The organism is Verrucomicrobiota bacterium (assembly GCA_039027815.1).
GTDB lineage: Bacteria > Verrucomicrobiota > Verrucomicrobiia > Verrucomicrobiales > JBCCJK01 > JBCCJK01.
The window spans coordinates 1-26,546 of sequence record JBCCJK010000010.1 but is presented as its reverse complement, the minus strand read 5'-3'; the positions used below and the strand labels follow the sequence as shown (position 1 = coordinate 26,546).

Sequence of the window (26,546 nt, the reverse complement as noted above, 5' to 3'; positions counted from 1 at the left end):
TCCCTCCAGAAATAGCTGCTCGTCAATGGAGAAATTAAATCTAGGACTCTTTTGGGAGCTGGATAAACAAGAAGTATTCGTCTGCCTAACTAAAGCGATCATTCCCGTGAAGGCCTCCAAAGACATCCTATGGAAGTGGTAAAGCAAGTAGCATGAGATATGGCGTAACGCTGTTTTAAAATTTTCGGCGATGATAAGATTTCTCCATATACCGAAGACTGCAGGCACTTCGTTTGTTAGAGTTTTACAACAACAATACGGTCCAAAAGTATTTACACTCCGCAATACACACCTTTCTGGCGATGTGAATTGCCTGCGAGAAAGGCTAGAGATTGGCGAAAGAATAAATGTGATTTCAGGTCATGCTCCCTTAGATATAGGTTTGCCACAAGTAGACGAGCTCGAGTGTATTTTGTTTCTTAGAAATCCACTCAGGCGACTTCGTTCTATGTGCCAGCACGTATGGGAAGGCAAGAGTGGAAATCTCATATGGAGGTATCCACCCGAAGGATTTGACATAAAGAAGTTGCTGCGTAGCAACGAGTGGGAAATTAACAATACAGCCACACGATCGATTCTCGGCCTAAAGGTCTCCGAACCGCTCGACTCTGAGGCTGGTAGCGTAGCATTTGAGCGTTTACTGGAGCGGGATTTACGTATTGGAATCACGGAAAAATATGATGAAAGTTTAATTAATTTCGGAAAAATTTGTGGTTGGAGGCGAGCATTTATTAAGGAGAAGAAGAACGTGGCTCGGAGGCATGTGGGTAGAAAAATGAAATGGGTCGCAGAGCATGATGAAGTCGTCTGGGAAACGCAAGTAGCTGATAGGGTGCTTTATGAGCTTGCCTCGGCCCACTTTAGTGAACAAGTTCCGTTGAGTGGTGTGCAGAGGCGAGGCAAGCTTCGTGCCCTGCTCGCCTTCTTTAATTATTTTTATTCAAGGGCCTTCTCCTCACAAGCGAATCATATGATTAGGAATGAAAGATAGCGTATATTGGATAATTATTCCGGTTCATAATAGGCGAGACACTACGATGAGGTGTCTTAAAAACTTGAGTTTTGTCGGCGCATTCCTCTCTTATGGAGTCATTGTCGTAGATGATGGATCGTCCGACGGGACGGCTGACGAAGTTCGTTCTCATTTTCCAGAGGTGTTGATCGTGGAAGGAGATGGTCAGCTCTGGTGGGCGGGAGCAACTGAGCTGGGAATGAGGGAGGCGATTAGTCAATCTAATTGCAAGGGGGTGATTTGGCTAAATGACGATTGTCTGCCTGAAGAGGGAACACTAGAAAAGCTCACAAAGTTTGTCGATGACTACCCCGATTCGGTCGTTGGGGGTGTCACCTTCACTGGTCTCTACGGAGTTTATTCAGGATTTAGCAAAGTCGCGTGGGGCTTGAGAAAGGTTCGTCTACCAACAGAAGAAGAGTTCTTGGAGTGCGATTCTCTAAATGGCAATTGTGTGGTATTTTCGAAGATGCTGATTGATGCTCTTGGGTGTGATCTGAGGCAAAAACAATTGCCTCAGTATTTTGGTGATTCTTATTATACATTAAGAGCAAAAGAAGAGGGATTCAGGGTATGTGTAAGTGGCTCGGCGAAATGTCAGGGGATAGATGAACGTGATGAAAAAAGAAAGTCGTGGATACAGAGCAGTATTCCAATGGGCGAGCTCTGGGATGATCGAAGGAAAAAAGGAAGCGCGTTGTATTGGCCTGCTAGGGCTTACTTTTTTCCTCGATTTTGGGGCCTCAATGGCTGGCTGATTGCAATTGCGCCTTATGTAAGAATGTTTCTGATAGCCTCTGTTCGGCTTATGCCGCTTTCCTTAAGAAAATTCTTATTCAAAGGTCGCCAATAGATGAACGTCGAAGGCGCAAGGCTTATTCGCCTTTGGGCACGTCCCTATAAGGTTTTGTGTGAAAAGCAACGGCTTGACCTAGTCGCCGGTTCGAGTTACCTTTCACATGCGCTCTTGCCAACTAGTTGGATTCTGATATACAGGAATTATGGATAGAAAGCCAATATACGCACCTGAGATCTATCGAGTAGATGGTCGAGTTGAGTTTGAGAAAAAACATGCCGATTCGATTCTGCATATAGGTCCGGGCGCTAATAAGCTCATGGGTGCCTACGGGGTAGACATCCTTCAGATGCCCAGTGTTGATCTGGTTCATGACCTTGATCGATTCCCTTGGCCCCTTGAGAGCGAGAGTTACGATTTGGTATTTGCACAAAGTGTTTTCGAGCACTTGAGAGATCAGGTGGCTGCAGTCAAGGAGATTCACCGTGTGCTTAAGCCTGGTGGGCGGTTCTTGGTGATGGTGCCTTATTTTAGACATTTGGATGCCTTTAATGACCCCACGCATGAACACTTTTATACGTCTAGATCGTTCGATTATTTCCTGGCTGGGGATAAGAATAGTCTTTATGAATACACTGATTGTAAGTTTCTAAAGGTTGGATTTTGGTATGGATGGCCAAACAGGAGCAGTTCCTCACTCTTGGAACTTTTCAAGGGTTTCTTAGTTAGGTCGCCTAAGCTATACGATCAGTTTTTTTCATTGATTTTTCCATGTAAGGTTGTAACCTGGGAACTTGAGTCGGCAGGGAGATGAGGGTTTTGCTGATGGTGCATAATCTTCCCGAAAAGGGGAAAAAGTCGGGTGGTGTGCCGATATCAGTTAGTAGAATTGCTGAAGAGTTGGGTTCCCGTGCCGAATTGGATGTGACTGTAGGTTGCATAAGCGGCGACCAAGCAGAAGGCTTCGCTGTTTGGCGGCCAATCAAGTCTACTTGGCTGGTTCGTCTTTGCGCAAATCCAATTGGGATTTTGGTTCTCTATCCGGTATTGTTGAATTTTGTAAAGTTTCCCAAAGCAGATGTCATTCATTTTCATGGAGAAGATTGGTTCTTGTTTCGGAAGAAAAAGGCAATTGTAATAAGAACCTTTCATGGTTCCTCGAAGCTGGAGATGGCCCACACTGAGAATTTGCTTCGAAAGTGCTACTTGGGGTGTGCCGGAATCCTCGAGGGTCTGTCTGCTAAATTAGCCGCAGGTGTTTTGTGCGTGGGCACCGAAACTCAAGCGATTTTTTCAAGCGATTATTATATCGGCAATGGGTTTTCGAAGAATTGTTTTTTCCCCGCTGAGAAACAGCAAAGACCTGTTGTTTTCTATAATGGCTATTGGGCTGGGAGGAAGCGGGGTCAGTTCGCTTATTCAGTATTTATTGAAAAAGTGTTGCCGGAGATGCCAGATGCCGAGTTGTGGTTCCTTTCGGATTTTTGTTCTGCCCATTCGTCCGTAAAACACTTCAGAGGGGTGACCGATGAGCGACTTGGAGAGCTCTATCGGGAATCTTGGGTTTTTCTATATCCCAGCACTTATGAAGGGTTTGGGATGGCTTATATTGAGGCCATGGCTTCTGGAACCGCTATTGTGGCTTCGGATAATGCCGGTGCGCGCGATGTTTTGTTAGATGGGAAATATGGGGTGATTTGTGATGACGCCGAGCTAGGACGTGAGGTTGTTCGTTTGTTGAGAGACAGCAGGGCGCGGTTGCGGCTCGAAATGGATGGGTTGAAGAGATCGGAAAACTATACCATTGAGAAGATTGCGGACGACCACTTGGCTTTCTATCAGAGGACTTTGAAGCTCTGCCAGTAGTTCTAGATTCATGGGGAAAGGGTTGGAGAGTCTTTCAAAAGTGCTGCTCGTGCCAGCGCACCCGTCAGAAGGCAATGCGTCAATGGGTCGCTACTGGTGTGGGATAAATGAGGGGGCTGAAGGAGAAGACCGCTGGGTCATTCAAGCAGCTTCGGCGCTGGAAAATGGTGAGGCAAATCGGAGGTCAGGACGTGCACGTCGCGCATGGAGCCGGTATGTGTCTTATCCTTGGGTTATTTCTAGACGTGCTGCTTCGGTAGACGTGGTTCATATCCTCGACCATAGTTCTGCTCATCTTTTACCGCGGATCGACCGTTCTACGGTATCCGTGGTGACGGTTCATGATTTGATCCCTTTGGAGGATTTTTCTGGGATGACGCCCGGCCAAGCCCAACGATTTCGTCGGCAGATGAAACTTTTGAGAAGGGCAGACGCTTTGATTGCAGTATCGAAGTTCACAAAAAGGGAGGTGATAAGGTTGTTGGGGATTTCCGGGGAGCGGATTCATGTGGTGCCAAATGGTGGCCCGCAGGTTGAACAGTTGATGGACAGAGGGGCGCTTCTTGCAGAGGGCGGAGCGGTGCAGTTGCTGTCGGTGGGAAGTTGCTTGCCGCGGAAAAACTTAAAGATCCTCCCAGCAGTAATAGATGGTTTACGGTCGCGGGGAGTGAATGCCGAATTAATCCGTGTAGGTGAGCGTATGCCGGAAGCGCTTAGGCGAGAGTTTCCCGCTGGCTCATTGGAAGAGCGTGGGTTTTTATCTGATGACGAATTGGAAAAGGCCTATCGAGAAATTCCCTTCGTAATCATCCCTTCGAGAGCTGAGGGTTTTGGCTTGCCGGTATTAGAGGCTATGGCAAGGGGAAGTGTGGTGGTTGCAAGTTCTTCGACGAGCCTTCCGGAAGCCGGAGGAGGTTCCGCTCTGTATTTTCATCCTGATTCTCCGAAGGAAGCAATTCGCTGTGTGGAGCATGCGATGAAACCGGAGGTCTATGCAATTCTTCAGAAGGCTGGATGGGAGAGAGCCAAGGTCTTTTCTTGGAAACAGCATTGGGAAGGGTGTGCGAAGGTCTACAAGAACGTTCTGGAGAAGCGCAGGGCCATTTGCTCTGCGGAGGAGTGAGAAAATGAAGGTGTTTATCACAGGTGGTTCCGGATTCATCGGGTCGAATTTGGTTGCATCATGCTGTGAGCGAAAATGGGAAGTTATAAACTATGATATTGCCGCCTGCCTCAACTCTGAGCAGGAGCAGTTTCGGATTGAGGGGGACTTGATGAATCCTGAAGGGCTCCGTGAGACAATGCGAGAGTCAGCGCCCGACTTTGTTGTTCACTTGGCTGGAAGAACCGATTGTGATGAGTCGACAACAGTGGAGGATGGTTACCAGGCGAATACCCAAGGGACCCAGCATGTTCTATCAGCGATTCGGGAGACTCCATCAGTGAAGCGAGCAATCATCACGTCATCTCAATTTGTCTGTGGACCGGGGCGCCTTCCGCGAGATGATAGCGATTACTTTCCAGAGACAGTATATGGATGGAGTAAGGTGGAAACGGAACGAATGACACGTGCGGCTGACTTGGGTTGCGTCTGGACCCTCACCCGCCCGACGAATGTTTGGGGGCCGTGGCATCCTCGCTATGCCAAAGAGTTTTGGCGCGTGGTGGCGCGCGGCCAATATCTCCACCCTGGGGTGCGCAGTCCAGTTCGCACTTATGGCTATGTCGGTAATGTCGTCTGGCAGATGATGGCGATTCTTGAGCAAGATCCCAAGAAGGTTCACGGAAAGGTTTTCAATCTAGGAGACCCGCCAGCGCCGATTTCTGAATGGATCTGTGCCTTTCATCTTGGATTAAAGGGCACAAAACCTCGTGTCCTTCCAAAATGGTTGATGGTTCCGGTGGCGTTAGCTGGGGACGTAATCAGTGCCGTCCAAAGGAGGCCTTTTTACATCACCAGTTCCAGACTTCGCAGTATGACCACCGATTATCCAACGCCGGTGGATGCAATTCAGAATCTTCTTGGTTCTGCCCCTTATTCGTTGAAACATGGTGTCGATGAGACTGTGCTATGGTTGGCCGAGCATGGAGGCCCTGATTTCGAGTATTTGAGGCCTTGAAAAGTGCTGAACATCCTCGTGTTGTCGTGGCTGGACAGATTCCTCCGCCCATTGGTGGACAGGCTCTCATGGTTAGATTTTTGTTTAAGCTCTTGAACGACTCGAAAGCTTACCGAGTCTCGCTGTGGAAGTTTGATTTCACGCGGCGAATTCAGGAAATTAGGAAAGGCGGATTCTCAAAATTGTTTGCCCTTGCTGCTGTTTTGGGGAGGTTGCTGAGGCTCCGTCTTAGAGGGGAGATTGACTTGGTCATCTTCCCAGCTGGCGGGCCGCATTTGGCTCCGCTCGTGCGGGATGCGCTTCTCCTACCTTGTGCGACTCTTCTCTCAAAAAACGTCGTGATGCATTTTCATGCCGCCGGGCTCGCGTCGGTCTGGGACGATCAGCCTTTTCTTCTTCGGGTTTGGCTCAAATTTTGGGGACAGCGGGTGGACGGCGCGATAGTGCTCACTGATTTTGGTAAGGTCGATCCCCAAGTCATGGGAATCCAGAGGGTGTTGCGAGTGCCTAATGGGTTGAAGGATCGCAATCCAATGGGGCTACTTCCCAAAGCTCCTCGATCCGGTTCCGGCGGCACGCAATTTCTTTATGTAGGCCATTTGTGCAATGATAAGGGGATTCCGGAGTTGCTAAGAGCCTTCGCAGTTCACGTTGAGAAGTATCCACAGGCAACTCTAGCCCTAGTGGGGGAGTGCTTGGGGGAGTTTTCCGAAGAGCGCCTTCAAGCCGAATTGGACTCGCTGGGGCTCCGGACGGCAGTCGCCTTGGTAGGTGTTTTAGAGGGAAGCGAGCTCGACCAACAATTCCGGGATGCAGATGTTCTCGTATTCCCAACCCATGCGCCCTACGAATCGTTTGGTCTGGTCATGGTAGAGGCAATGATGTGGGGCTTGCCTGTAATCGCAACCGACTGGCGGGCCAACTCGGAGGTGATGGGAAATCCTCTGCCTGGGATTTGTTATGAAATAGAGAAGACGCCATCCGGATCTCTCTCGGAGAGTCTAGGCAAGTTCGAGGACTCGACAAACCTTTGGCCTACCTGGTCTGCAATTGGCAGGCAGCGGTTTTTAGATTGTTACTCCCAGGAGAGGTTTCTTGGTCGGATTGAAGACATGATCTCCGATGTCTTGGACAGGACGTCTGAAGTAGTATGAAAAGCTTGATTCCATCGATGACTCAGCGAGGGGCTTTCCCGGCGGCAGCCTTAATGGTTTTGCTGACCATGTATCTACTCTTTCCCTTCGCTACAGGCTATGAGGCGGAGAGGATGACGGTTTGGGACAATATGCGGAATGGGTATTCGCTAGACGGTGGTGAATGGTCTTTTGGGTATGTGGTGCCTTGGGCGGTGTTGGTTTTGTTTTGGTTGACCCGTAAGCGTTATGCGGAGGTTTCTATTCAGCCGTCTTGGTGGGGGTTGGCAATTCTGGTTTTTGGTTGTTTTCTTTATTTCGCGGGATACAAAACCAATGAAAAATATATCGCTTACGTTTCGGGACAAGTATTAGTGGCGGGGGCGGTTTTTTGGTTTTTGGGTAAAGCCTGGTTTCAGCGGTTGTTCTGGCTTTGGGTGCTTTTTGGTATGACTTGGCCGCTTGGTCCTTTATTTGAAGAGGTGAGTTTTGCGCTGCAGAAGGGGTTGGCCGCTTCTACTGAGTGGGTGTTGCGGACGCTGGGGGAGGGCGTAGAAAGGATTGGGACTTCGGTCTTTTCCGCGGCTACGGAGACCATGGAGCGGGGTGAGCGATTTAGCCTCAAGGTGGCGGCCGCTTGTGCGGGTTTGCGATCGCTCTTCGCACTCATCATGATCAGTATCGCCTATGCCTACTTGATTCTGAAGAAGGATTGGCACCGATGGGTTCTGGTCGCTTCGGCAGTGCCCTTGGCGGTGCTGGGCAATTTGGTTCGGATGATGTTGCTCTATGTAGGCACGATCACAATGGGCTCCGAGTTTGCGATCGGCAAAGGTGAGCTGGATCCTTCAGCCTATCATATATTGGCTGGTCTCATGGTGTTTATTGTAGCGTTGTCAGGGATGGTGGCCTTTGCAGGGCTTTTGGAGAAAAAGGGGCGTTGGTGGAAACGGAGTAAGGCGCAAATTCGCAGGAGCACTGCGCAGGAAGGAGGTGCTGCATGAAGGGGAGTGTGTGGACGAGATCGGGGGTGTTCGCGGCCTTGAGTGGAGCGACAATGGGGCTGTGTGCGCTTTTTCCCAATGCGGTGATGAGCCCGGAGTCGGGGGTGGAGATGAAGTTGCCGGACAATATAAAGGGCTATGTGGGGGTGGAGCGGGAACCTTCGTTGGAGGAGCTTCGCTGGCTGCCGGCGGATACACAGATTCTCAAGCGAGTGTATTACCCGCGTGATGTCTATTCAGAGGAGGAGGCAATTATGGGCTCCCTTTGGGCGACGTTGATTTTGAGCGGAAATGACTCGCGAAGTTTGCACCGTCCTGAGATTTGTTTGGATGGTCAGGGGTGGGAAATTGACGGGCAAGCGTTTCATTCTCTTGAGTTGGCTGGGACTTCTCTGGAAGTGAAGGTGCTGACCCTGAAAGGACAACCGCGAGCCAACGGACAGGGGCATCTGCGCGCGCATTACGTTTACTGGTGGGTGGGGCATGATCTCTCCACGGCGAGAACGAGAGATCGGAAAATAATCAGCGCACTCGATAATGTGTTTCGGAATGTCAACCATCGCTGGGGCTATCCCAGTGTGATGGTGTATTTCGAAGAGGGGAGTTCCAACGAGCGTGAGCAGGCTTTGAAGCGGGCCCTTGATTTTATCCAGAGCCATGCGCCCGTCTTTCAAAAATCGCTGAGGTCGGACTTGTCTTTGGCGGAAACAAAAGGGTTGTGACCAAGCAGGAGAACTCTGCGGAGGCCGCCAAACCCTGGGCTTGGGTGTGGTTGGCGTTCGCCTTGGGAGCAGCGGTCGTTTTGGGCAATGGCGATCAACTGGCATTCCAAGCGCCAGCACTGATACTGCTCTGTCTCGGGGCGATTGCGATTTGGTCGACAAGTTTTAAGCAAGCGCAGTCGTGGTGCTGGCTTGATGTCATTACTGTATTGACCGCAGGGTATTTTCTAATTCGAGCCCATTTGTCACCGGTGCCGGAATTTGCATTGCAGGACCAAGCCTTGGTGATCGGGGCGCTCGCTTTTTATTGGATTCTAGTCTTTGGCGCAGATAGCAAAGCTTTTCTTCGCTTAGAGTCGGTGATATTTTGGCTCGCTTGGGTAGGTTGTGCTCTAGGAGTATATCAATCGCTGAAGGCCCCCCAATTTCACATTCTCGCTTTTCTCGGGTATGAGCGAACGGAAGGGGCGACAGAGCGACCTAGCGGATTTTACAACTATTATGGGCACTTTGGAAACTTTCTTCTGATTGCTTCGGTGTTGAGTTTGCGCCGCTTGTTGAATAAGACTTCAGGGTTTGACTGGTGGTCGCTCTTTCGGACGCTCGTGTTTGTAGGTATGTTGGGGTGGACAGGTTCGCGCGGGAGTTTTCTGGCCTTAGGGGTGGCGGGTGTTGTTTTTGGCGTGCTCTTGCTGATTTCGCCCGGCTCGCCAGTGCGGGGGAAACGGTTTTGGATCTGGCTTGGGGCGGGAACGGCCCTTGTGCTAGTGGCGGGTTCGCTATTTTACCTAGGATTTGGAGAGAGAGTGGCAGGCGAGCGGGCCACGGCAGAAGATTTACTCGATGGAGGAACGAGACCGTTCATGAGGGCGATTGCTTGGAAGCAGGCGGCGGAGAATCCCTTGATGGGAACGGGTTCGCGTTCTTTCGATTACTACTTCGATCGATTTTTTAATTCGGTGTCGGTGAAGAGTCATGGAGGCACACAAGACGCTGTCTACACTCACAATGAGTTTTTCCAAGTATTGGCAGAATATGGGTGGATGGGGGTGATCGCCTTGGTGAGCGTTTTTGGCGGACATTTTTCCCTGGCGGCAAAAGGACTCTTTCAGGTTTCGGGTTCCTGGGAGGAAAGAAGTTGGTTGGTTGCTGGCGCAGCTGGTTTGGCTGGAACCTTGGCGCAGGCTTGGGTGGATTTTCACCTGCATGTGCTTCCGAATCTTCTTTTGGCGGTTTTTTTCTTGGCGGCCATTCGCGGTTTTGGGAGAGGGGCGGACTTGCGAAGCAACAGCGCCGACTGGGGGTGGCATGGAAAAATGGCGAGCGGTTTGGCTTTATTGTTTCTTTGTGTCTGGTGTTGTTTGCAATTGCTGTATTCTGCCTGCGCGGGCGTGCATTTGTTTTTTGCATCTCAAGAAGAGGGTCCTGATGCGAACCAGCGCTTGGAACGCCTCCTACGAGCCAATGCGGCTTTTCCCAGTTACAAGACGGCTGGAGCCATTGCAGAGATTTATCGCCAGCAGGCACTGGAGTTATCGCTAACAGAGCGAGTGAACTTGCTCAATCATGCAGAGGGCTTCAGTGCTTTGGCGTCGGCTTTGCATCCGGCTGATATCCGGACCTTGATGCTGCGAGCGAAGATTTTGGACCATTTGGGGCGGAAGGAGGATTCGGTGAAGGTGTGGGACCGAGCGATGGTGTGGGGTGAGGAACGACGCCTCTATCGGGTGCAAGAACACTTCTGCGATTTTTTGGGTCGCTGGGCGGCGGATGCCTTTGTGGAGGGCAATTGGGACAAAGCCCGTCAACTGGCCCGGCGAGCGGTCGAGCTGATGGTGTTTGTGCCTCAAAATAGGAAGAAGCCGGAGCAACAGAATCCGAGGCGATGGGATTCTCGCTATCGAGCGATGATGACGATTCTTGACTCCCCTGAGGTTCGGCGTTGACCTGGGTTCGGGCGGTTAGTAAGACCTCTCCCTACTTCAATGAAGATCATTAGTGGCACAGCGCACCGGGTTTTGGGGGAGAGGATTGCCGAGAGTGTGGGGACTCGCTTGACCGATGTGAGTGTGACGCGCTTTCCCGATGGGGAGACCTTTGTCAAGATCAATGAGAACATCCGGGGGAGGGATGTGTTTCTCATCCAGCCGACTTGCCCGCCGACCAACGAGAATCTCATGGAGCTTTTGATCATGGTGGATGCGGCTCGCCGGGCGAGCGCCAAGCAGATCACCGCGGTCATCCCTTTCTTCGGCTATGCCAGGCAGGACCGGAAGGACCAACCGAGGGTTGCCATCACGGCAAAATTGGTGGCCAATTTGTTGGTGGCTTCCGGGGTGGATCGGGTGCTGACGATGGATTTGCACGCGGCCCAAATTCAGGGGTTTTTCGACATCCCGGTCGATCATCTTTACGCCTCGCCCATCATGATCAAGCATATCCGGGATCAGGGCTTGCACGATTTGACGATTGTCTCGCCCGACGTGGGCGGCCTCAAGATGTGTTATGCCTTTTCCAAGGTGCTGGGGGGCGATTTGGCGATCGTGGCCAAGCACCGGGTGAGCGCGACCGAGGTGGAGGCGCTCAATGTGATCGGTGAGGTGAAAGGGCGGGATGTGTTGATTGTGGACGATATGACGGAGACGGCCGGGACGCTGGTGTCAGCCGCCAAGATCCTGAAGGAGCGGGGCGCTCGTTCCATCCGAGCGGGGGTGTCTCACTGCGTTTTGAGCGAACTCGGCCGGGAACGCTTGTTGGAGTCTCCGATTGAGGAGCTGATCTCGACCGATAGCGTTCCCATGGCGAAGGGAGAGAAGGTGACGGCGTTGTCGGTAGCGCCACTCTTGGGGGAAGCCATCCGGAGGGTTCACAATGGCCAATCGGTGACCTCACTTTTCGATCTCTAGGGCGTTTGGTAGGCCACCGTTGACAAATTCGAGTGCCTTCCTATACTTCCGCCCGCTCGCTTGCTATCTGAGCGACCCATCCAAAAGTTTGACCCATGGCTACTGACACACCCACCCTCCAGGCAAGCGAGCGGAAACGCTCCGGTTCCAGCCTCCTGAAGCAAATGCGGCGCGAGGGCTCGACCCCGGCGATTCTTTACGGTGCCAAGGAAGACAATTTGAATTTGAAGGTTTCGACCAAGAGCTTTTCCGACCTGCTCCACCACAGCGCCAGCGAGTCCATTCTGGTCAATTTGGAGGTGGAAGGGGCCGGAACGAAAATGGCCATGATCCAAGACGTTCAGCACCACCCGCTGACCGGCGCCATCTTGCATGCGGATTTCCATGCGGTCAGTGCGACCGATACCATCCACGCCACGATTCCGGTGGAGTTAGAAGGGGAAGCCAAGGGCGTGAAGGCCGGTGGGGTTTTGGACCAGCTTCTCTACGAACTGGAGATCGCTTGTTTGCCTGCGCAACTCCCTGAGGTTTTGCATTTCGACGTCAGCCACTTGGAAATGGGCTCTGCGCTCCACGTGGGGGAGGTGACTTTCCCGGACGGGGTGACGCCCTCTCTCAATTCCGAGGTCGTGATCGCATCAGTTTCCGAGCCTCGCGTTTCGGGAGATGAGGAGGAGGCCGACGCGGGGAGCACGCCTGAGTTGGAGGTGACCAGTGAAAAGAAGGAGACCGCTGACTCTTGATCACGTGAATGCAGTCTCATGAAGTGAGCAAGACCATGCGAATGGTGGTGGGCTTGGGAAATCCGGGTCCCGAATATGAAGAAACCCGACACAACGTCGGGTTTTTTGTTCTCGACCAGATGGCGGCTGGCTTATCGGTTCCCTTCGAGAGAGAGCGAAAGTGGAAGGCTGAGATGGCCAAGACGCCCGAGGGTCTTTTTTTGGTCAAGCCGCAGACCTACATGAATTTAAGCGGAGAGGCCGTGCAAAGGCTTTGCTCTTTCCATCGAATCTCCCCGGCGGAGTTGCTGGTGGTGGTGGATGATATGGATTTGCCTTTTGGGCGTCTGCGCCTTCGTCGGGAGGGATCAGCCGGAGGCCACAATGGCCTGCGCTCGATCTTCCAACATCTGGGCACGACCTCAGTGGCCCGGCTGAAGGTGGGGGTGGGACGACCTGACAACTCGACACCGGGGGCGGCTCACGTCTTGGGCAAATTCCGGGAAGAGGAGCGATCCTTGCTTGAAAAAGTCGGAAACGCCGCCATAGAAGCCGTCCTCGATGTCGCAGCCCTCGGTTTGGAGCAAGCAATGAACCGGCACAACGTGCGCAGGGCGGTCGGAGAGGAAGGAAACGCATGACGACAATGAAGAACAAATACGAGGCTGTGATCGTGCTCAATGCCCAAGGCAAGGAGGAATCCGTGGAAGCCATGGTGGGCGCGATCGGTAAGGAAATCGAAGGCTTGGGAGCGCGTTTGGAGAAGGTGGAAAATCTCGGGCGCAAACAATTCGCCTACAACGCTCGCCATGTGGATGGGGGCTATTACGTCAACTACACTTTTGAGGCTGAAGGGGATGCGATTGAGCAGATCCAGTCGACTTTGAAGTTGAATGACGACGTCCACTTGCAGTTCTACAAGCGTCTTTGACCTAGGCGGGGGCGGCGGAACTTTTCCTCTTTTTTGATTGTCCTTGGGTCCGGTTCTCGGGTATTTCTGGGCGCTATGGCCAACGTCAACAAAGTCATCCTGATCGGCAATCTCACTCGTGATCCCGAGGTCCGCTACACGCCGAAGGGGACGGCGGTGACGGACGTTTCCTTGGCGGTCAACCGGACCTTTGCCGCTGGGGAGGGGGACCGGAAGGAAGAGACCACTTTTGTGGATGTGACGCTTTGGGGCCGAACGGCGGAAGTGGCGGGGAAATACCTGAGCAAAGGACGGCCGGTTTTCATCGAGGGCCGATTGCAAATGGACTCTTGGGAAGACAAGAACACCGGCCAAAAGCGGTCCAAGCTGAAAGTCGTAGGGGAAAACATGCAGCTGCTCGGCGGGCCTGGCGGGGGCGGCAATCGCTCCGAGGGTGGCGATTTCCAGCGGGGCGGAGAGGGAGAGAGCAGCGACCGAGCGCCTTCTTCGGATCGAGCGCCGGCTAGCTCCTTCGATGAGGATGATGATGACATTCCTTTTTGAGGGGATTGGTTTTCAGTTTTCAGTTTTCAGTTTTCAGTTTTCAGTTTTCAGGGTTCAGGGTTCAGGGTTCGGGGTTCGGGGTTCGGGGTTCGGGGTTCGGGGTTCGGAGGAGGTGCGAGATTCACTTGGTCGTTCTGCTGGCTGCTCTAGGAGCTTGGGATCAGGCGCCTAGGACTCTCTGACTTCCAAAGCCAAGACCGCTCTTTTCGAGCGGTTTTTTTTGGTGTTCGACAAGTGTCCCAGCTCCTCCTAGTTTCTTGCCGTCTCGCACTTTCACCCCTCTTTTATGAAACAGCTCTCTCACCTCCTCTCCCAGTTCACTCTCGCAGCGGTCTCCCTTTTTGCCTTCAGCAGTTGCGTGGAGTCCATCACCACGGTCAACGTCAAAAAGGACGGCTCGGGCACCATTGTGGAGGAACTCTACATGGGCGAAGGGATGAAGATGATGATGGCCCAGATGGCTATGCAATTTGGCGGGGATGCCGGAGACCTCCCAGAAAATCCCCTTCTAGACCAGCGGGGAGAGTTTGAAGGGAAAGCTGGAATTTATGGCGAGGGCGTGGAATTCACTTCGTTTGAGGAGTCGAGGACTGAGGACGGTCGCGTCGGCATCAAGGCAGTCTATTCCTTCGCTGACATCACCACCGTGGTCATCAGCCCCGCCGGCGCCATGGATGCCGCCAACCCCATGGGCGGGGGCCAGGAAGAGGTGGAAGAGGATCCGGTGACTTTCGCGTTCGAAAAAGGAGACGTCCCAAAATTGACTGTGCTCCTCCCCCAGCCTGAGCCCGGGGCCGCCGATCTGCCCGAAGAAATGGGCGAAGCCGAGATGCCAGCCGAGGAAGAATTGGCCCAAGCCAAGCAGCTCCTAGGTGACATGGCGGTGCGGATTTTCTTGGCGGTGGAAGGAGAGATCAGCGAGACCAATGCCAGCCATGTGGAGGGAAATCGCATCTCTCTTTTGGAAATGGAAATGGGCAAGCTGCTCGACAATCCCGAAGCACTTCAAAAAATGCAGAGGCTCTCAGAAGGGGATCAGCCGGATATGGCGAAGATCCAAGAGACCTTTGCGGAGATGGAAGGCATGAAGATGGAGACGGAGTCAGCGGTCGAGGTCTCTTTCCAGTAGGCGCAGCCGCGAGTCTTCCTGTCTTGTGACCGAGTTCGAGAAGGGCTCGGTGGGAGGGGGTGTGGGGCTGCAGCCGGACTTTTTGAGAGGATTCGACGTTTTAATACCAACCTCCAGAATTCACTGGAAGAATGGAGGGGAGGTGATGTGGGGAAGAGGCGCTGAAGCGCGGGGAAGGGAGAGCCGGTGTCTTTCGAGCCAGCCCTGCGTTGCTCCTCGGTTACGGTGGCTACACCGCGCTCTCGTCGCGCCTTGGTCTGGCCCGAAATCCACTCGGCCATTCTACCAGCCAATTCTGCAGCTTGGTATAAGGGAAAGGAAATTCGCGCGAGGGGCGGCGAGACAGCTCCTGCTCCCTTTGGCTTTCGAAAGTCCCTTGGGCTTTCTCGAGAGACGAAGCACAACATAATTGACATGTTTTGAGCCATGCCCACTATATGTAGGTATGGAGGCGACGTTCTCGATGCTGTCTTTCTTGGAGCGGGATTCCGACGAGGAAAGTGCCATTGTGCTGGCGGATTGACGAAGGACGGAATGGCGAGAGCCTGGGAAGTGCGCTGGGTTTCTCATTGGCCAAGTGAGGGTTCTGCGGTGTAGGTAGTTTCGATGACCAACCCGTCAGCCCCCCTCTCTCCAGATACCCAAGCTCAAATCGACGCGATCGTCGGCGCGTATCATGAAAATCCTTTCGGTTTCCTTGGCCGCCATCCGGCCGCCAACGGTGGGAGTGAGTTGCGGGTTTTCCGCCCGGAGGCTCGCGAGGTGCACGTTCATTTCGGCGAGACGGTGGTTCCTGCGGAAAAACGACATGAGAATGGATTTTTTCTCGCGGCCATTCCGCCCGAAGTGCCAGAGCAGCTGTATGAAATCGAGATCGTCCCTTTCGAAGGCGATTCCTTTCGCTATGCGGATCCCTACCAATTTGGCAACATCCTTGGCGAGCAGGATGTTTTCTATTTAGGGGAGGGAAGTCACGAGCGGCTTTACGAAAAGCTTGGGGCGCACCCGGCCAATTTTGGGGGAGTGGAGGGCATGACCTTCGCGGTCTGGGCCCCCAATGCCCGACGAGTCAGTATCGTGGGGGATTTCAATCGCTGGGATGGCCGGACGTTCCCCATGCGCAAGCGGGTCGAGGCGGGTGTCTGGGAAATTTTCCTTCCCCGAGCGGGCTTCGATGTGCATTACAAGTTCGAGATCCTGGGGGCGGACGGCTGTCTGTCTCTGAAAACCGATCCTTTTGCCTTCTTCGCCCAAAACGGACCGCAGACCGCTTCCATCACCTGGAACCTCAAGGCTTACCCTTGGAACGATGCCGAGTGGATGGATACGCGCTCTTCACGCAACTGGTATCAGACGCCCGTCTCCATCTATGAGGTCCACTTGGGCAGCTGGCAGCGGACGGAGGATGACCGTCCCCTTTCCTACCGAGAAGCGGCCGAGCGCTTGGTGGACCACGTCGACAAAATGGGATTCACCCACATCGAGCTTTTGCCCATTACCGAGTATCCTTTTGATGGCTCCTGGGGCTACCAAGTGACGGGTTTCTTTGCGCCCACTAGCCGTTTTGGCAATCCAGATGACTTCCGCTACTTGGTGGACCGCTGCCACCAGCGGGGGATCGGAGTGCTGCTGGACTGGGTTCCCGCGCACTTTCCGAAAGACGCCCATGGCTTGGGCCGGTTCGATGGCACCAATCTTTACGAGCATGCCGATCCCCGGCAGGGCGAGCATCAGGACTGGGGCACGCTCATCTTCAACTTCGACCGCAATGAGGTCCGCAATTTCCTCATCTCAAGCGCGCTCTTTTGGCTGAACGAATACCATATAGATGGTCTCAGGGTGGATGCGGTCGCCTCCATGCTCTACCTCGACTATTCCCGAGAAGAAGGCGGATGGGTGCCGAATGTCCACGGAGGTCGGGAGAATCTGGGTGCGATTGAGTTTCTCAAGCAGCTCAATCACGTTTGTTACACCAATCACCCGGGGATCATGATGATCGCTGAGGAGTCGACGGCTTGGGGAGGCGTTTCCCGGCCGGTCGATTCAGGGGGGCTGGGTTTTGGCTTCAAGTGGAACATGGGTTGGATGAACGACACGCTCGATTACATGTCGCGCGATCCCATCCATCGCCGCCACCATCACGGGGAGGCCACCTTTTCGATGCTGTATGCTTATGACGAGAACTTCATGCTCGTGCTCAGCCATGATGAGGTGGTGCACGGCAAGCGCTCTTTGCTGCAAAAAATGCCCGGGGATGATTGGCAAAAGTTCGCCAACCTGCGTCTTCTTTACGCGTGGATGTATGCCCATCCCGGAAAGAAGCTGCTTTTCATGGGTTCGGAGATGGCTCCCTGGGACGAGTGGAATCACAGCCAAAGCCTCGACTGGCATCTCCTGATGGGAGAAAAGCACGAGGGCATCCGGAAGCTGGTCGAAGATCTCAATGCGCTCTATCGCCGGCTGCCCGCCCTGCACACCTTGGACCATGATCCGCATGGCTTCGATTGGTTGGAAGTGTCGGATTCGGACAACAGCACCTTCGCCTTTCTCCGCCAAGATGGCTGCGGGCACGAGGTGGTGGTGGCCATCAACGCCACTCCTGTGCCGAGAGAAGGCTATCGGCTCGGCGTGCCGGCACCGGGTCCTTACCGCGAGGTCTTCAATAGCGATGCCGCCATCTATGGAGGCTCGAACCAAGGCAACGCTGGCGGCTTGCACTCGGAGGACTTTGGGAGCCACGGCCGGCCTTGTTCGCTCGTGATGACCTTGCCGCCTCTGGCGGTGGTGATTTTCGAGCGCCAGTGACGCTTGGTAGCTTGCTCTGCGCAGCAGCGAGATTCCCCTTGCTTGCCCCTGCTGCTCGACCTATCTTGGGAATGCGGGTGAGAGTTTTCTGACCCGACAACCGCAGTCATAACGGGGTGAGGTTTTTTCCTATTTTATCGAGATTCCTTCCCCCAAAATCATAGAACACCCCAAACTCCTAGTAACAAAATGACAACGATTCAAAAACGTGAGGGTTTCACCCTCATCGAACTCCTGACCGTGATCACGATCATTGCGATCTTGGCCGGTCTTTCGGTCCCCGTTTACAACTCCGTCCGCGAGAAAGCCAGCCTAGCTGAGACGTCCAACAATGCGCGTCAGATCGTGATGGCTCTCAAAGTGTATGCAAGTGACGAGGGAAATGGTTCTTTCGTGAAAGCGAAATACAACTTCGATGGCGAAGCGGAAGGTCCCATTGCCAGTGCCAATGAGGCCTACCGGACCCTGATCAATCTGGGCTACCTCGACACCGAGTCCATCTTCGCGAGCGCGAACAGCCTGGCTCGGCCCGATGACAACATTAGCTCCTCTGCCGATGTCTTGGCAGACGTCAATCCGGAAGGGGCTCCCGAGAATCATTGGGGCTACACCAAAGGCCTGACCGATTCGTCCCCTTCTCGCTTCCCGCTGGTCTGGGAGAATTCGGTCGGTGACCCGGGTGACAACCCCGAGTGGGACCCAGCCAAGGCCGGGACCGAAGAGCCGGGACGCACTTGGAGCGGTGGCAAGATCATGATCGGCTTCGCTGATGGCAGTGCCAAGACCAAACGCACGGCCAAGCGCGATGAACAAAGCCCGCTCCGCAACGAGAACGGCCCTCAAACCATCTTCGAGGAAATGACGGCCAATTCCCGAACGGTGTCCCTCTTCAACCCGGAAGGCCTCGACCTCTAAAACGCCGTCCGCCTGCGGTTTTCCGACGCCCGATTGGTTCGCCAATCGGGCGTTTTTTTGTTTCCCGCTCATACCAAGCTGCAGAATTGGCTCGAAAGACACCGGCTCTCCCTTCCCCGAAATTCACGCGGCCGTTCTACCACTCTATCCGGCAGCTTGGTATAAGGCCGATTGACGAGAGAGGAGGCGGGATGGGGCGGTCGAGAAAGGGACCTCGGGAGGTTCAGCCCTTCGCCGGCCAGAGCATCCAATCATTCCGGGAGCTGGGAGGAGCAGACTTCGCTCTCCACCTCGCCCTCGGCCAGGCGGGTGCGCAGTCTCTGCCCTTTCTTCACCTGGCGAGCACTGCGCAAGAAATGGCCGTCCTTGTCCAGCGTGAGTGAGAAGCCTCGCTTCAAGATGCTTTCAGGACTCGAGGCCGTGAGGAGAGCCCGCAAGGTATGCAAGCGCTGGTTTTTTTGTTCCCGTTGCTGCCGGCTGGAGCGGCGCAGGCGCCCACGAATCTCGCCCAACTGTTCTTGCTTCTGCCTGATTTCGCGGGCGGGTTGGCGTCGGCTCAAGCGCAGCCGGAGTTCGGCGAGCTGGCGCAGGCTTCGTTCAAAGAGTTGGCCTTGGGTTCGGCGAAGGGCTTCTCCGGCAAAGTCGAGCCGCTGCGTCCATTCCCGGATCTGTTGCTTGGGAGAGCGTTGCGCCAGCCGGGAGGCTTGCAGTTGCCACTGGGCGGTGGCGGAATCCAGGCGGCTGCCCACAGCCCCGCGAAGGCTTTGGCGAAAGGCTCGCAAGCTGGCTCGGAGGTCTTCGGCATTGGGGACAGCCAGCTCGGCCGCGGCGCTCGGGGTGGGGGCGCGCAGGTCAGCCGCGAAGTCGGCAATCGTGAAGTCGATTTCGTGGCCCACCGCGCTGATCACGGGAAGGTCGCTCTCGGCGATGGCCCGCGCGACCTCTTCCTCATTGAAGTTCCAGAGATCTTCTAGGCTGCCCCCGCCCCGGCCTACCAGCAGGGTATCGATGGCGGGAAAGTCCCGGCCTGAGCCTTGGTTGGCTTGGCGAATGGCGGCTGCGATTTCGGCTTCCGCCCCTTTTCCTTGGACCCGCACTGGAAAGAGGAGGAGCCGCACCCAAGGGGCGCGTCGCCCCAGGATTTGAATCATGTCCTGGATAGCGGCGCTGCTAGGCGAGGTAACCAGACCCAAGGTTCGCGGAAAACGAGGAAGGGCTTTCTTACGCTCGTTCTCGAAAAGGCCTTCCTCTGCCAAGCGGTTTTTCAGCGCTTCGAAACGAGCCTGGAGCGCGCCTTTCCCGCGGCCCACGGCCTGCTTCACGATCAACTGGTATTGGCCCCGGGCCTCGTAGACCGAGACTTCTCCCAGAAGTTGGACCTCCACCCCATTGGCCAGTTCGACCTCGGCGAAGCGCTTTTGGCCGCGAAAAAGCACGCAAGCGAGCTGCGCTGTCTCGTCCTTGAGCGTGAAGTATTGGTGGCCCGAGGCTTGCGCCCGGTAATTGCTGATTTCTCCCTCGACCCAGATTTCCGCGATTTCGATTTCCAAGAGATCGCGGATTTGGCGGGTCAGTTGAGTGACGCTCAGGGCCTGGGAGTCGGGCGAGTTCAAGAAGCAGCGAGTTGCAGCAGGACCTTTCCGTCTCGACCGGATTCGGAGGCCCGACGGAGGGCAGCCTGGACGTCGCTGAGACGAAAAAGAGAGTCAATGGGCATTTTTAAGCGACCTTCCGCCATCCACCCGGCCAGGCGTTGGTAGAGCGCCGCTTCGGCTTGCTGGGTGACCGACTCCCGCCAGCGAGTGAGCCAGAAGCCTTCGAGGGCAAGCCCTTGGAAGAGGAGCAGGCCATTGGGAACCTTCAAGGGCTGGCGAGCCATGGCTCCGTAGGTCAAGAGCGTCCCGCCGGCACCGAGGCCGTTCATGAGACGGAGAGCACTGGCTCCGCCGACGGTGTTGCAGGCCAAGCGCGGGCGAGGGGTCAGCTCTTGGAGCGCGGCCAGGGATTCGTCTTGATCGAGCAGAACGAGATCGGCCCCCAGGGCCTCCAAGGCCGCCCGACTGGCTTCCCGCCGCACGAGGCTAGCCGTTTTCAGCCCGAGCAGGCGGGCCAGTTGCACGAGGCAGTGCCCCACGGCGGAGCTGGCTCCGTTCTGTAGAATCCAATCGCCCGCCGCGGGCTCACCCTTTTGGTGCAGGAGAAGCCAAGCCGTGGCCGGATTGATCCGCAGCATGGCAGCCTGTTGCAAATCGATCTCTGGAGGAAGGGGCCAGACTTCTTCTTCCCGCAGCAAAAGGCGGGTGGCCCAAGCGCCGGGTCCGCCTCTCAGACAGACTTTTTGGCCAGGCGAAAGGGTGCAGCCCTCACCGACCGATTCAATCGTCCCCGCGCCTTCCATCCCAACCGGACTGGGCAAGGTGGGGCGGAGTCCGTAAGTGCCTTCCAGGTAGTTGAGGTCGGCTGGATTGACGGGGGCGAAGGCCAGGCGCACCCGTATCTGCCCCGGCCCCGGATCCGCCATTTGGGTGGTCTGGAGGGTCGCCACCTCGGGTCCGGGCCCGAATTTTGCGAAAGAGACAGCGAGGTCTGGCATGAGCGAGCTAGCGACACTCCGGCCCCCCTCGCAAGGAAAGGTTCTTGGCAGGAGGCGGCGCTACGTTTATTATGGCAATAATAGAGCAGATTTTGTGATCCGGGTCGCTCTCAGGGCGTAACTTTTATACGAAATGGCAACCAAAGTAATCCGCACACCGAAGCTCCAGGAAAATGAGTTGGAGGAGGCTCGGCTTCTCGAGGCCATTGCCACTCACGACCACGAGGCCTTCGAGCAACTTCACAAACGGTTTTCTGGCGTCCTCTACAGCACGATTTATAAGGTCCTGAACGACGACAACGACACCAAAGATGTCCTCCAGGAGGTCTTCGCGCAGATTTGGAAAAAGGCGGATACCTATGAGCGGAAAAAAGGCAAGCCGCTCACTTGGGCCGCCACCATGGCTCGAAATCGCGCCATCGACCGACTTCGCTCCCACCAGCGCCGCAGCCGCTTGAATCGCGATTTCCGAGATGAATCCGAAACCAAGGAAAAAATCAGTAGCCGTGATGCTTCTGACGAGGTTTTCGACAGCGAGAAGAAGCAAATCGTGCGCTCCGCTGTCATGGATCTGTCAGCCGAGCAGCGGGAAGCCATCGAATTGGCCTTCTTCGGTGGCCTGACGCAGAATGAGGTGGCTGAGCGACTCGGCAAACCTGTCGGGACGATCAAGGCGCGCATCCGCCGGGGAGTGATGAGTTTGCGGAGCACCGTTCCGCAGAAGGTGTAGAGTCCCAGGTTGCAAAATTTTTCCAAGGCCCAGTGGCGAAAGCCAGCTGGGCCTTGCTGTTTTATGGGGACCAGACATGATGCTTGAACATGGAAGCCACCCCCTCGCCTGCTCCCCGCCTCCGTGTGGCCGGCAAGCGGTTTTGGCTGGGGGAGGAGGCCCAGTTTTTACGGGTCGTCACTTACGGCCCCTTTCCCCATCGGGAGGGCGAGTCGCCTTTTCCCGATCGAGAAACGCTCGCGAATGATTTCCGTCGGCTGAAGCGCTTTGGTTTCCAAGCCGTCCGGCTCTATGACCTCCCGAACGAGGCCGTCCTGGGTGAGTTGGAAGCACAAGGTATCTATTTTTTCCTGGGGATTCCTTGGACTTGGCAGGTCGACTATCGCCGGGAAGCGCATTGCTTCGCTGAAGGAGAGCGTCTTCTTAAGGAAACCCTGGAAGCCATGGGGGGGCACCCTTTTCTGGCGGGTCTGCTGGTGGCCAACGAGATCCCTGCCGAGATGGTGCGCTGGATGGGCCGCGCTTGGGTGGCGGATTCTCTCGAACGATTGGTGGGGGTGGCGAAGGCCATGCTACCGGACTTGCCCTGCGGTTACGCCACCTTTCCTCCGACGGAATTTCTTTGTCCGCGGAACGCCGATTTCTACGCAGCCAACGTCTACCTCGAGGTCATGGCAGACTGGCGGGCCTACCTCCGGCGGCTCCATCACTTCGCGGGAGATCGGCCGCTTTTGCTGAGTGAGTTTGGGGTGGACGCCTCCACGCACGGCAAAATTGGCCAAGCCAACCTGCTGTCCGAGGCGGCTTTCGCGGCGGAGGAGGAGGGAGCGGCTGGCTTCACCGTGTTTTCCTGGTCGGACGCTTGGCATGCCCCGGACGGCGATGGTGGCGATTGGGCCTTCGGGATCGTGGATGCGCAAGGGCATGAAAAGCTGGCGGCGGGGGCCTTGCGGGCCACTTTTGAAGCCCTGGGCAAGCAGCCCGCCCTCCCGCAACCGAAGGTCTCCCTCATCGTCTGCACTCGCAATGGAGCGCCCACCTTAGCCGCCTGTCTCGAGTCTCTCCGCCAGCAAAGCTATCCTGACTATGAGGTCATCGTGGTGGATGACGGATCGACCGATGAAACCTCCCGGATTCTCAAGGGCCTGCGAGGGATCGAGGTGATTTCGCAAGAGCCGGCCGGCCTTTCCGCTGCTCGCAATGAAGGAGCGGCCGCGGCCAGGGGAGAACTTTTGGTCTACACGGATGACGATTGCGTAGCGCCCTCCTTTTGGCTGCACGAGTTGGTATCGGTCCTCGAGCGAGAAGGGGCCGAGGTCGCCGGCGGACCGAATGTGCCTTTCGCCCCCGCGGCCGGGCTGGCCGGGGTGGTGGCGCGGGCTCCGGGCAATCCGGCTCACGTTCTTCTGGATGATGTCGAGGCCGAGCATCTCCCGGGCTGCAATCTGGCCGTGACGAAGGCTGCCTGGGGAGCAATCGGGGGTTTTGATCCGCAATTCCGGACCGCGGGGGACGATGTCGATTTTTGTTGGCGATTGCGCGAGGCGGGCTATCGCCTGGTGTTTGCTGGCGGTGCGATGGTTTGGCACCATCGGCGCGGGAGCCTCGCCGGGTATCTTCGGCAGCAGATCGGCTATGGCCGGGCCGAGGCGCTTCTGCTGGCCAAACATCCCGAGCGCTTCCGGGGGGGAGGGGGAGCCCGTTGGAGGGGGGTGGTCTATGAGGGCCTCGGTCGTCTAGGGGGAAGGCCGGGTCGCCTCTATCAGGGCGTCTTCGCCACCGCGGGCTACCCCCGGCTGTATGGCACGAGCTGCGCGGCGCCAGCCGATTGGTTAGGCGGGGTGAGTGTGCTGGCTTTGGGCTTGCTCGCGAGCCTGGCTAGTCTGCTTTCGATCTGGTTTCTGGTGCTGGCGATTCCTCTGTGGGCGGCACACGCTTGGCCCGCCTTCTGGCAAGCGCGCTCCCGGGTGAGCGTTCACGAGGCGGGGTTTCGCGGGAGACGCTGGCAAGTCTTTCTGCTGACTTGGCTGCAAGGCATTGCGCGGAGCGCAGCCCGGCTGGTGGGCGCTTTGGCCAAGGGCAGGCTGGCTCCCTGGGAGTGGCCTCGGGTGGCATGGCCCCAGTCCCTGGCTCCCTTGCCGCTGCTGGTGGGACGGGTTTCCTTCTGGAATCGCAGCGGGGTGGACCGTCATGCTTGGCTGGCTGCGGTTTTGGAGGAACTGCCTGGCAAGGGCTGGCAGGTGGAGGTCGATCCCGGTTGGCAAGCGTGGGATCTCAGGCTTCGCGCAAGAGATCCCTTTCAGACGGAGGTCATGACCGCCACGGAATACCACCCGGCTGGAGGGCGCTTGCTTCGCATCCGGCTGAAGCTTTCGCTGCGAGTTTTCTGCTGGGCGCTTCTTGTGCAGCTCTTTGCCCTGGCTCTCGGGGCCTCGCTCGGTCTGGGATCGCTTCTGCCTCTCGCTGGGTCGATGGCCCTCAGCTTGGGAGTCTTGGGGGCGGCTTGGCTTCGCTATCGTCGGCTCTTCTACCTCGTGGCCAGGCTGGCGCGCCAGGTGGGCTTTCATTGAGGGTGGAAGGGTTCGGGGTTCAGGTTTCGGGTTTCAGGGTCTTGGATTCGAAGGATGGCAGGGCCACTAGGACTTCGACCCAGGCGGTGCGGGCGGCGTTGAAGCCGGTCACGATTTGGTAGCGGTAGCCTTCTGTCGGGAGAAGGGGCCGGAGGAGGTCTTCATACTCGCGTTCGACCTCGATGTTCTTGAAATCGGGGAAGGCGTCGAAGACTTGTTCGGTGGTCCACTCCCGCAAGAGAAACACGGCCAGTCGGTTCTTTCCGGGCGCAAGCCAGGCAGCGGTGGCGGCTTCGTCGTCTCTCATTTCCCAGGCTCCCTGGCTGTAAAAGACCAGACTGGGCTCGGTGAAGCGACAGGCGCGGAACTCGGTGCCCGTGGGCAGGTCTTTGGCTAGTTCTTGAATGGCAAGCGCGGGATGGAGGGCGCGCACCTGCCGACCCAGCCCTTCTACCACCAAGGCGCTCACGAGATTGGCCCCCAGAAAGAGGCCGAGGGCTTGTTTCCTGAGGAATCCCAGGCCTAGAACCAGGCCGGCGATGAGCAGGCCGGCCAGCCCGAAGAGATTCCGGAGGCCGGAGAGGCCTTCTGGGAGAGGGGCAGCCACGGCCAGCAGGAAGAGAAAGAGGGCCGCCCCGGCAAAGAGGCCAAAGGGCAGCCAAAACCAGCGGCGTTGGGCCGGGCTGGCCAGCTGCGGGAGGCGGCCCTCGGCCAAGAGCAGGAGGAAGAACCCGCCAAAACCGGGCAGGACATAGTGGGGCAGCTGGGTTCGGTAGAGAGCGAAGACCAGGTAGGGCGCCAGAAACCAGGCCAGGAGAAAGGCCCCTTTCGGCCCCAGTTTGCGGCATCGCTCCCGGGTGAGGGTCAAGAGAAAGGCCATCCAGGGGAAGAGGCTGATGAGGGCAAACAGGAGATAGGGCAGGACGGGGAGGAAGAGCCGACCATTGAATGATTGGAGGCCTCTTTCGATGACATGCTCTCCCATCCCCCCTTCCCAGAAGGCGCCTTCGGTCTGCCAGAGGGCCGGTATGCCCCAGGTGCCTAGGCCGAGGAGGTAAAAGACGAGGAAGGAGAGGGGCTGAAGTCGCCCCCAAGGCACCGCCACCCGTCCCAGTGGCCAACGGTAGAGCAGCAGCCCCAGCACGAGGACCACCAGGGGGATGGGCCCCTTCACGAGGAAGGCGAAGGCTTGCGAGCCCACCAGGAGCCAAAACCAACGATTGAAGCGAGGGGGCTCTTCCTGGGCGAAGAGCAGGCGAGCCAGGGCGTAGAAGCTGAGGACCGTGCCCAAGATCATGGGCATGTCCGCCACGCAGAGACGTCCATGGATGAGAACTTGGGCCGAGGTCAGCCAAGCGAGGCCGGCCAGGAATCCGGCCCGCGCGCTAAAGAGAAAACGGCCGAGGGCGCCCAAGGTGACCGCCACCAACCAAGCCGACCACACGGAGTGCAAGCGTGCGCCGATTTCTGATTTTCCGAAAATCCAGTAGTGGACCCGCATCAGCCAGTAGGAGCCGACGGGTTTGTCGAATCGGTAGTCTCCATTGAAGTAGGGCACGATCCATTCGCCGCGTTCCCTCATTTCATGGGTGGCTTGGGCGAAACGAGGTTCGTCCCGGTCCATGAGCGGCAGGGAGGAGATTCCCGGGAGGAGGAGGCCTAGGGCGAGAGCGAGGAAGACCAGCGCCGAGGCCCGGGGCGATTCCAAGCGGGTCCAGAAGGGGTTCGGCGCGGTCGCGGGCATGAGACCGGCATGGGTAGTGGGTCAGCCTTCTCTGGTCAACGGCCGTTGTGGAGCGCCGAGCCGGAACGGGGGAGGCCGGGCGCGTCCTGCGGCGAGGGCGCTTTTTTTGCCGGGGGGCTTATACCAAGCTCCAGAATTCACTGGAAGAATGGAGGGAAGGTGGAGTGGGGAAGAGGCGCTGAAGCGCGGGGAAGGAAGAGCCGGAGTCTTTCGAGCCAGCCCTGCGTTGCTCCTCGGTTACGGTGCCTGCACCGCGCCCTCGTCGCGCCTTGGTCTGGCCCGAAATCCACTCGGCCATTCTACCA

The 26,546-nt window shown here is 56.3% G+C and carries 22 protein-coding genes; 19 read left to right on the top strand and 3 right to left on the bottom strand.

The window, feature by feature from the left end; genetic code table 11:
- Positions 1-190: 190 nt before the first annotated feature.
- The 17 genes from AAF555_04590 (at position 191) to AAF555_04510 (ending at position 18,604) form a co-directional block, all read left to right on the top strand.
- Complete coding sequence (locus tag AAF555_04590) at positions 191-991, top strand: hypothetical protein (GenBank protein ID MEM6910841.1); 801 nt, start codon at positions 191-193, stop codon at positions 989-991.
- Positions 981-1,865 (top strand): glycosyltransferase, encoded by an 885-nt coding sequence (locus AAF555_04585; GenBank protein ID MEM6910840.1) that lies wholly within the window; start codon positions 981-983, stop codon positions 1,863-1,865. The genes AAF555_04590 and AAF555_04585 overlap by 11 nt, the downstream gene beginning before the upstream one ends.
- Before the next feature lie 753 nt (positions 1,866-2,618).
- Positions 2,619-3,674: a glycosyltransferase family 4 protein gene (locus AAF555_04580; GenBank protein ID MEM6910839.1), complete on the top strand. Its 1,056-nt coding sequence runs from the start codon at positions 2,619-2,621 to the stop codon at positions 3,672-3,674.
- A gap of 10 nt (positions 3,675-3,684) precedes the next feature.
- The gene (locus AAF555_04575; protein MEM6910838.1) at positions 3,685-4,797 is read left to right on the top strand and encodes a glycosyltransferase family 1 protein; all 1,113 of its coding nucleotides are present in this window, start codon (positions 3,685-3,687) and stop codon (positions 4,795-4,797) included.
- A gap of 4 nt (positions 4,798-4,801) precedes the next feature.
- Entirely contained in the window at positions 4,802-5,794 is a 993-nt protein-coding gene (locus AAF555_04570) for an NAD(P)-dependent oxidoreductase (GenBank protein MEM6910837.1), read from the top strand.
- Entirely contained in the window at positions 5,791-6,948 is a 1,158-nt protein-coding gene (locus AAF555_04565; protein ID MEM6910836.1) for a glycosyltransferase family 4 protein, read from the top strand. The genes AAF555_04570 and AAF555_04565 overlap by 4 nt, the downstream gene beginning before the upstream one ends.
- A complete protein-coding gene (locus AAF555_04560; GenBank protein MEM6910835.1) occupies positions 6,945-7,931 on the top strand; it encodes an exosortase/archaeosortase family protein in 987 nt (328 codons plus the stop codon). Before AAF555_04565 ends, AAF555_04560 begins: the two co-directional genes overlap by 4 nt.
- A 26-nt stretch (positions 7,932-7,957) precedes the next feature.
- Entirely contained in the window at positions 7,958-8,653 is a 696-nt protein-coding gene (locus tag AAF555_04555) for an exosortase-associated EpsI family protein (GenBank protein MEM6910834.1), read from the top strand.
- A gap of 62 nt (positions 8,654-8,715) precedes the next feature.
- Positions 8,716-10,599 carry an O-antigen ligase family protein gene (locus tag AAF555_04550; GenBank protein MEM6910833.1) on the top strand — a complete coding sequence of 628 codons (1,884 nt, stop codon included), beginning with the start codon at positions 8,716-8,718 and terminating at the stop codon, positions 10,597-10,599.
- 39 nt (positions 10,600-10,638) lie between these two features.
- Positions 10,639-11,559, top strand: coding sequence for a ribose-phosphate pyrophosphokinase (locus AAF555_04545; protein MEM6910832.1), 921 nt, complete (start codon positions 10,639-10,641; stop codon positions 11,557-11,559).
- Positions 11,560-11,654: 95 nt separating this feature from the next.
- A complete protein-coding gene (locus tag AAF555_04540; protein ID MEM6910831.1) occupies positions 11,655-12,302 on the top strand; it encodes a 50S ribosomal protein L25 in 648 nt (215 codons plus the stop codon).
- Positions 12,303-12,310: 8 nt separating this feature from the next.
- The gene (gene pth / locus AAF555_04535) at positions 12,311-12,922 is read left to right on the top strand and encodes an aminoacyl-tRNA hydrolase (GenBank protein MEM6910830.1); all 612 of its coding nucleotides are present in this window, start codon (positions 12,311-12,313) and stop codon (positions 12,920-12,922) included.
- Positions 12,919-13,212 (top strand): 30S ribosomal protein S6, encoded by a 294-nt coding sequence (rpsF, locus tag AAF555_04530; GenBank protein ID MEM6910829.1) that lies wholly within the window; start codon positions 12,919-12,921, stop codon positions 13,210-13,212. The genes pth and rpsF overlap by 4 nt, the downstream gene beginning before the upstream one ends.
- Positions 13,213-13,287: 75 nt before the next feature.
- The gene (locus AAF555_04525; GenBank protein ID MEM6910828.1) at positions 13,288-13,755 is read left to right on the top strand and encodes a single-stranded DNA-binding protein; all 468 of its coding nucleotides are present in this window, start codon (positions 13,288-13,290) and stop codon (positions 13,753-13,755) included.
- Between the two features lie 286 nt (positions 13,756-14,041).
- The gene (locus AAF555_04520) at positions 14,042-14,884 is read left to right on the top strand and encodes a hypothetical protein (protein ID MEM6910827.1); all 843 of its coding nucleotides are present in this window, start codon (positions 14,042-14,044) and stop codon (positions 14,882-14,884) included.
- A 606-nt stretch (positions 14,885-15,490) separates the two neighbouring features.
- Complete coding sequence (gene glgB / locus AAF555_04515) at positions 15,491-17,689, top strand: 1,4-alpha-glucan branching protein GlgB (protein ID MEM6910826.1); 2,199 nt, start codon at positions 15,491-15,493, stop codon at positions 17,687-17,689.
- A gap of 189 nt (positions 17,690-17,878) precedes the next feature.
- A complete protein-coding gene (locus AAF555_04510; GenBank protein ID MEM6910825.1) occupies positions 17,879-18,604 on the top strand; it encodes a type II secretion system protein in 726 nt (241 codons plus the stop codon).
- Positions 18,605-18,855: 251 nt separating this feature from the next.
- On the opposite strand, the gene xseA is transcribed toward AAF555_04510, so the two are convergent.
- Both xseA and AAF555_04500 read right to left on the bottom strand, forming a co-directional pair.
- On the bottom strand, positions 18,856-20,217 hold the full coding sequence (xseA, locus tag AAF555_04505) for an exodeoxyribonuclease VII large subunit (protein ID MEM6910824.1): 1,362 nt from the start codon (positions 20,215-20,217) through the stop codon (positions 18,856-18,858).
- Positions 20,214-21,197, bottom strand: coding sequence for a 2-enoyl thioester reductase domain-containing protein (locus tag AAF555_04500; GenBank protein ID MEM6910823.1), 984 nt, complete (start codon positions 21,195-21,197; stop codon positions 20,214-20,216). The genes xseA and AAF555_04500 overlap by 4 nt, the downstream gene beginning before the upstream one ends.
- A 133-nt stretch (positions 21,198-21,330) precedes the next feature.
- Between AAF555_04500 and AAF555_04495 the strand changes: the two genes are divergently transcribed.
- A complete protein-coding gene (locus AAF555_04495) occupies positions 21,331-21,927 on the top strand; it encodes a sigma-70 family RNA polymerase sigma factor (GenBank protein ID MEM6910822.1) in 597 nt (198 codons plus the stop codon).
- A gap of 89 nt (positions 21,928-22,016) precedes the next feature.
- Positions 22,017-24,497: a glycosyltransferase gene (locus tag AAF555_04490; GenBank protein ID MEM6910821.1), complete on the top strand. Its 2,481-nt coding sequence runs from the start codon at positions 22,017-22,019 to the stop codon at positions 24,495-24,497.
- Between the two features lie 19 nt (positions 24,498-24,516).
- On the opposite strand, the gene AAF555_04485 is transcribed toward AAF555_04490, so the two are convergent.
- Positions 24,517-26,241 (bottom strand): phospholipid carrier-dependent glycosyltransferase, encoded by a 1,725-nt coding sequence (locus AAF555_04485; protein ID MEM6910820.1) that lies wholly within the window; start codon positions 26,239-26,241, stop codon positions 24,517-24,519.
- Positions 26,242-26,546: the final 305 nt, after the last annotated feature.